The following is a 6,052-nucleotide window of genomic DNA, read 5'->3' as shown; positions in this document are numbered from 1 at the left end:
CCGCTATCGCGAGCAGGCTCACTCCTACAGGGGATGGGGGTGGTTTTGAGGGCTGCGTCTGTAGTCGGATGCACTTATTTCCAACGGACTATTCGACAGTAAAAGTAGGGCAAATCTGATTTTCCCGTCACCCGCACAACACCCCTCGCCCCTCATGCAGAATCGCCCGCCCTCATTCTGCAGAGAGACATCGGATGTTCGCGCCTGCCAATCAACCGCGTTTCACGTTGACCCTCGAAGGCGCCCAGCATGACCTCAAAGTCCTTGAGTTCACGGGCAAGGAAGCCATCAGCCAACCCTTTCGTTTCGAGCTGGAACTGGTCAGCGAACGGCCGGATCTGGATCTCGAAAGCCTGCTGCACTGTCAGGCGTTTCTGAGTTTTGATGCCGACGGTTCCGGTGTTCACGGTCAGATTTATCAGGTCGGGCAGGGCGACTCCGGGAAACGTCTGACGCGCTATCACGTCAGCCTTGTCCCGCGTCTGACGTACCTCGGACACCGGATCAATCAGCGGATATTCCAGCACCAAAGCGTGCCGCAGATCGTGGCGCAGATCCTCAAGGATCACGCGATCCTGCGCGACGCCTTCGAATTCCGCCTCGGCAGCGACTACCCGGAGCGTGAATATTGCGTGCAGTACGCCGAGAGCGATCTGGCGTTTATCCAGCGCCTGTGTGCCGAAGTCGGCATTCACTACCACTTTCAGCACAGCCCCGACGGGCATCTGTTGGTGTTTGGCGACGATCAAACCGTGTTCCCGCGATTGGCCGAGCCAACGCTTTATCTGCCCGGTAGCGGCATGTCGGCCGGGGCGCCGGCGATCAAGCGCTTCAATGTGCGCGTGGAAACCCGTACCAGCGTGGTCACCCGGCGCGACTACAACTTTGAGAAGCCGCGCCTGCAACTGGAAAGTCGCATCGATGGCGAGCAGCGTCCGGTGCTCGAGGACTACCACTTTCCCGGCCAATTCAATGATCGTGACACCGGCAAACACCTGGCCCAACGAGCGCTTGAAAGGCATGTCGCCGATTACCGTCAGGCCGAGGGCATCAGCGACGAATCCGCGCTGGTTTGCGGACATTTCCTGCAACTGACCGAGCATCCGCGCAACGACTGGAACGATCTCTGGTTACTGACGGCCATCGAACACCGTGGCCGACAGCCGCAAGTGCTGGAAGAGTCGGTGACCAGCGATGGGGAAGCATTCCAGGGTTACCGTAATACCTTTCTCGCGACGCCGTGGAACGTGTTCTTCCGGCCAGCCCTGGGGCCGGAAAAGCCGCGCATGCTCGGCTATCAACCGGCGGTTGTCACCGGGCCGCAGGACAGCGAAATCCACTGCGACGAGTTTGGCCGGGTCAAGGTGCAACTGGCCTGGGATCGCGACGGCGAACTCAACGAGCATTCCAGTTGCTGGCTGCGCGTCGCCACCGGTTGGGCGCATGACCGTTACGGCAGCGTGCTGATCCCGAGGGTCGGCATGGAAGTGCTGGTCGGTTTCATCGATGCCGATGCCGACAAGCCGCTGGTCATGGGTTGCCTGCCAAACGCCGCCACACCGGTGCCGCTGGATCTCCCCGCCGACAAGACCCGCAGTATTTTCCGCAGCCAGAGCAGCCCCGGTGGCGGTGGCTACAACGAACTGCGCATCGAGGACAAAAAAGGCGCCGAGGAAATCTACCTGCGCGCCCAACGCAACTGGACCCAGCATGTGCTGCACGATCAGCAGGTGCAGGTCGATAACCAGCGCAGCATCGTCGTCACCGGCATCGCCCGGCACGAACTGAAGGCTGACGAACAGCGCATCACCCACGGCCAGCGCCAGACCGAAGTCAAGCAGGACGATCATCTGACGGTGGCGGGCGATCGGCATATCCGCGTGAGCAACCAGGCGACCAGCGCCAGTGCGCAATTCCACGTCAGCGCCGGCCAGCAAGTGGTGATCGATGGCGGCGCCAGCGCGACGATTCAGGCCGGCGGGCAATGGATCAACATCGGCCCCGGCGGGATTTTCAGCAGCGTGCCGATTGTTGTGGGTGGCGCGCCGATGGCGGCGATGAGTGCCGCGCCGAGTGTGCCGGGGTTGCCGGATACATTGGCGGCAGCGCCGGCGGCGATGCTGACGGCCGCGCAAATCATGAGTTTCAAAGGTGATGCGCCATTCTGCGAAGAATGTGAGCGTTGCAAGGACGGTGTCTGTGCAGCCTGACTTTGTTGAGCCCCGCGCATGGCTGGCGCGTCAGCCGTTGAAGCCGTCGGAGCAGTTGTTCGCGATCTTCAGTAACGCCAGCGATGCCAAACCCTCCCTGGTGACGTCGAATCCGATCTGGGCGGACACGATTTACGCCGAGTGGGACGCGGTGATGCCCTATGTGGGAATTGTCGCGGCGGACAGTGAGTTTCTGGATTGGGTGGCGGCTACCGAGTCCCGTGACTGGGGCTGGTTGGCGGTGTCTTCGGCGAGCCTGGAAGTGGTGGTCGAGCACTTTCGCAGCCTGACGCAGGTGCTGATGCCGGACGGGAAAGCGGTGTTTTTCCGGTTTTGGGATGGACGGTTTTTGCTGCCGATTTTGCAGTCCGATGCGGTGGAAGCGGCGCAGCTTTTGCCAGTAATTTCACGCGGACTGATCAATGGTCAGGCCTTGGAAATCGGGGGGCGGTCGCAGGTTTCGGGGCGGGTGTTTCCTTGGTGGGCGGTGCCTGATTCGGTGTTGGCTTCGGCGGGGGATGACGTTCGGGTCGGTAACGTTGTGCAGTGGCTGAGCGAGGAGCATCCGGCATTGTTCGAGGCGTTTCCCGAGGCGGTTTTGCGCTGCAAGATCGGGCAGTTTTTTCAGCGTTCAACGTCGGAAGAATCGTCGCAATCGGCGTTGTTGGCGTATTTGCTGGCAGAGTCGGAGTGAAATTTCCGGGCGAAGGCTTCGGACGTTTCCTTCGAGTTGCGGCGGTTTTCATGAACTGGTGGGCGGTGGGTTGCAGGGATAGTCTTAAAAGGTCACCGCAGATGCGGCGACAGGGTGTAGGAGCCTTGAGACTAGAAGAGTGCATAAACGTCGTTGCCCGGTTTGCGGCAGTCTACTTGCGTCCGTAAGATCATTTGCGGCGGTTATGCGCGGGCACGCTTCGGCGTGGCCGAGTTCTCTGGTCTCGGTTCTCCTACCCCGCGCATGGCTGCCACCCAAACCCGTAGGAGGGAGATGGTGGAAGCCCATTTCACTACCAGAGGTTCAAAAATGAAAACGCTAACACCCGATCCACCCTACGAAAAAATCATCCCCCATCCCGACAATCGCTTCATGGCCCTGACCGGCAACTGCAGCGACATGCCCACCCTGTTCATCGACACCCACGTCCCCTCCGACATCCTGATGGACGCTGCCAACCATCGCATCCGCACCGTCGTCCAGGTGCTGGAAAACCTTTGCATGCGCGGCTCGATCGAGTGCGACTCGATGATCCTCAGCGACTTCGCCCAGCTCTGCGTGATTCCGTTACGTGATGGCTGTGATGTACTCGATGTCATCGGCAAGCGGTTGCGCGCGATGCCTTCCTGAGTTTCCAGAAGCAAAATCAAAAGATCGCAGCCTTCGGCAGCTCCTACACGGGATCACCTGTGAGAGCTGCCGAAGGCTGCGATCTTTTGACGTTGAGGGTGCGGCAGTCAGTCTGCAATGTACCGATCCTGAGTCTTGATAAAACTGTCGAAAGCCTCTGAGTTATAGACTTCCAGGCAAGCATAAAAAACTACATTGCTGTTCGAGTGCTTGCTGATCGACGGTGTCTGCTCATAGGCCGCATACACATAGTTTCTGGTTTCTTTATATGGATCGTGCAGCACTTGCAGCGTGTCTTCATTTTGCAGGACGGAGTGCATGCCTTTGCCCATGAACGAGTAAGCACCAGCGGACAGACCGATGTCTTTTTCCAATGCTGAATTTTCTTTGAATGGCTTCAGGATGCAGTGACTCAAACCGTAGTTCTTGAGCATTAGGCGAGCCTGGTCAGCATTTTTTTCGTCACTGAGGGCCAGGGATGAGGCAGTAAGAGACAGTAAAGAAATAATGAAATGACGCATGGTTTTTTGACGTCCTGTCGGTCATGTCGGGCAAGTGTAACTCCATCAATCCATGCCCTCACCCTAGCCCTCTCCCAAAGGGCGAGGGGACTGACCGAGGTGTCTGGGCGATATACGCCGACTTGCGACTGCTGCGGTGATCTTCGATTGGCCAAGCCTGAGATCACGTTGATCTTTCAGGTCGATGTAACCCGCAAGATCACCACCGTCAGTCCCCTCTCCCAGCGGGAGAGGGCTAGGGTGAGGGGAAGGCTTTTGCCCGCTCGGCCGCCAACCCCTGACTTGCCGCCCGGTAAAAGGTAAACTTCGCGGCCTTCGCAGGAGCAATCATGAATTATCGTCACGCCTTCCATGCCGGCAATCACGCCGATGTGTTCAAACACCTGACCTTGACCCGCCTCATCGCCCTGATGTCGCGCAAGGAGCAGCCGTTTGCCTATCTCGACAGCCACGCCGGCATCGGACTGTACGACTTGCAGGGCGATCAGGCCAACCGTACCGGCGAGTACCTGGAAGGCATCGCGCGCTTGTGGGATCAGCCGGACCTGCCGGCGCTGACCGCCGACTACATGAAGGTGCTGCACGAGATGAACCCGGATGGCCAGTTGCGCTATTACCCGGGCTCGCCGGAGCTGGCGCGGCGCCTGACCCGGCCGCAGGATCGGGTGATGCTCAACGAGAAGCACCCGGAAGACGGCGTGCTGCTCAAGGACAACATGGCCGGTGATCGTCGGGTGAAGGTTCATCTGGGCGAGGGCTGGCATGTGGCGCGGGCAATGCTGCCGGTGCAGGAGAAGCGTGCGGTGATGTTGATTGATCCGCCGTTCGAACAGCTCGATGAGATGCAGCGGTGTGCGGCGTCGATGAAAGAGGCCATTGGCCGGATGCGTCAAACCGTGGCGGCGATCTGGTATCCGGTGAAGGATCAGCGTGCGCTGCGTCGTTTCTATCAGGATCTGGCCGGTACCGGTGCGCCGAAGTTGTTGCGCGTGGAGTTGCTGGTGCATCCGCTGGATACGCCGAACAGCTTGAACGGCTCCGGGATGGCGATTGCCAATCCGCCGTGGGGGCTGGAGGAAGAATTGCGTGAGCTGCTGCCGTGGTTGTCCAAGAAGCTTGGGCAGACTCAGGGTGGGTGGCAGATGGATTGGTTGATTGCCGAGAGCTGATCAACGGCAAGATCAAAAGATCGCAGCCTGCGGCAGCTCCTACAGAGGTTCAGTGTCGTTCACAAATGCGTGGACGATAACGGAACCTCTCTAGGAACTGCCGAAGGCTGCGATCTTTTGCTTTCAGGCTTTAATTACCCGCCAGGCTCGGTGGCATGCACACGCCGGTGCCGCCGATTCCGCAGTAGCCTTCAGGGTTTTTCGCCAGGTATTGCTGGTGATACGCCTCGGCGAAGTACACGGTTGGCGCCTGTTCGATCTCGGTGCTGATTTCACCCAGACCCGCCTTCGACAGTTCAGCCTGATAGGTCGCCTTGCTCTTCAGCGCTGCGTCCAGATGTTCCGGGCTGGTCGCATAGATCACCGAGCGGTACTGCGTGCCGATATCGTTGCCCTGCCGCATGCCCTGCGTCGGGTTGTGCAGTTCCCAGAACATCGCCAGCAGCTCTTCGTAGCTGACCTTGTCCTTGTCATACACCACCAGCACCACTTCGGCGTGACCGGTCAGGCCCGAGCAGACTTCTTCGTAGGTCGGGTTCGGTGTGAAGCCGCCGGCGTAACCGACCACGGTGCTGACCACGCCTTCACGTTGCCAGAAGCGACGTTCTGCGCCCCAGAAGCAGCCCAGACCGAAAATCGCAAAATCGACGTCCTGGAAAAACGGGCCAAGCAGCGGTGTTTCTTCGAAGACGAAGTGCTTTTCAGGCAGGGTCATCGCGGTTTCGCGGCCGGGCAGAGCTTGTTCTTTAGTCGGGAGCACGTTTTTGTTCACCAGAATTTCCGAGCGCAGAACCATGATCGTTCCTC

General features: G+C 59.2%; 6 protein-coding genes. 4 read left to right on the top strand and 2 right to left on the bottom strand.

From position 1 onward, the window contains the following. Nucleotides 1-194: 194 nt before the first annotated feature. The 3 genes from IAI51_RS07875 to IAI51_RS07865 all read left to right on the top strand — a co-directional run bounded on the left by IAI51_RS07875 (nt 195) and on the right by IAI51_RS07865 (nt 3,555). Nucleotides 195-2,210 (top strand): type VI secretion system tip protein VgrG, encoded by a 2,016-nt coding sequence (locus IAI51_RS07875; RefSeq protein WP_187677946.1) that lies wholly within the window; start codon nt 195-197, stop codon nt 2,208-2,210. Next, on the top strand, nt 2,200-2,904 hold the full coding sequence (locus tag IAI51_RS07870) for a DUF4123 domain-containing protein (protein ID WP_187677945.1): 705 nt from the start codon (nt 2,200-2,202) through the stop codon (nt 2,902-2,904). Before IAI51_RS07875 ends, IAI51_RS07870 begins: the two co-directional genes overlap by 11 nt. A 330-nt stretch (nt 2,905-3,234) precedes the next feature. After that, nucleotides 3,235-3,555, top strand: a complete 321-nt coding sequence (locus IAI51_RS07865; protein ID WP_187677944.1) for a hypothetical protein — start codon at nt 3,235-3,237, stop codon at nt 3,553-3,555. A 107-nt stretch (nt 3,556-3,662) separates the two neighbouring features. Here the strand turns inward: IAI51_RS07865 and IAI51_RS07860 are convergent, their stop codons facing one another. Continuing rightward, entirely contained in the window at nt 3,663-4,076 is a 414-nt protein-coding gene (locus tag IAI51_RS07860; RefSeq protein WP_187677943.1) for a hypothetical protein, read from the bottom strand. 329 nt (nt 4,077-4,405) lie between these two features. On the opposite strand from IAI51_RS07860, the gene IAI51_RS07855 reads away from it, so the two are divergent. After that, on the top strand, nt 4,406-5,245 hold the full coding sequence (locus tag IAI51_RS07855; protein ID WP_150593982.1) for a 23S rRNA (adenine(2030)-N(6))-methyltransferase RlmJ: 840 nt from the start codon (nt 4,406-4,408) through the stop codon (nt 5,243-5,245). Nucleotides 5,246-5,375: 130 nt separating this feature from the next. On the opposite strand, the gene msrA is transcribed toward IAI51_RS07855, so the two are convergent. Beyond that, nucleotides 5,376-6,041: a peptide-methionine (S)-S-oxide reductase MsrA gene (msrA, locus tag IAI51_RS07850; protein WP_095187387.1), complete on the bottom strand. Its 666-nt coding sequence runs from the start codon at nt 6,039-6,041 to the stop codon at nt 5,376-5,378. Nucleotides 6,042-6,052: the final 11 nt, after the last annotated feature.

Source organism: Pseudomonas sp. N40(2020) (assembly GCF_014472415.1).
Classification (GTDB): Bacteria; Pseudomonadota; Gammaproteobacteria; order Pseudomonadales; family Pseudomonadaceae; genus Aquipseudomonas.
The sequence above is the reverse complement of the archived record's forward strand: the minus strand, read 5'-3'. Positions and strand labels throughout refer to the sequence as shown.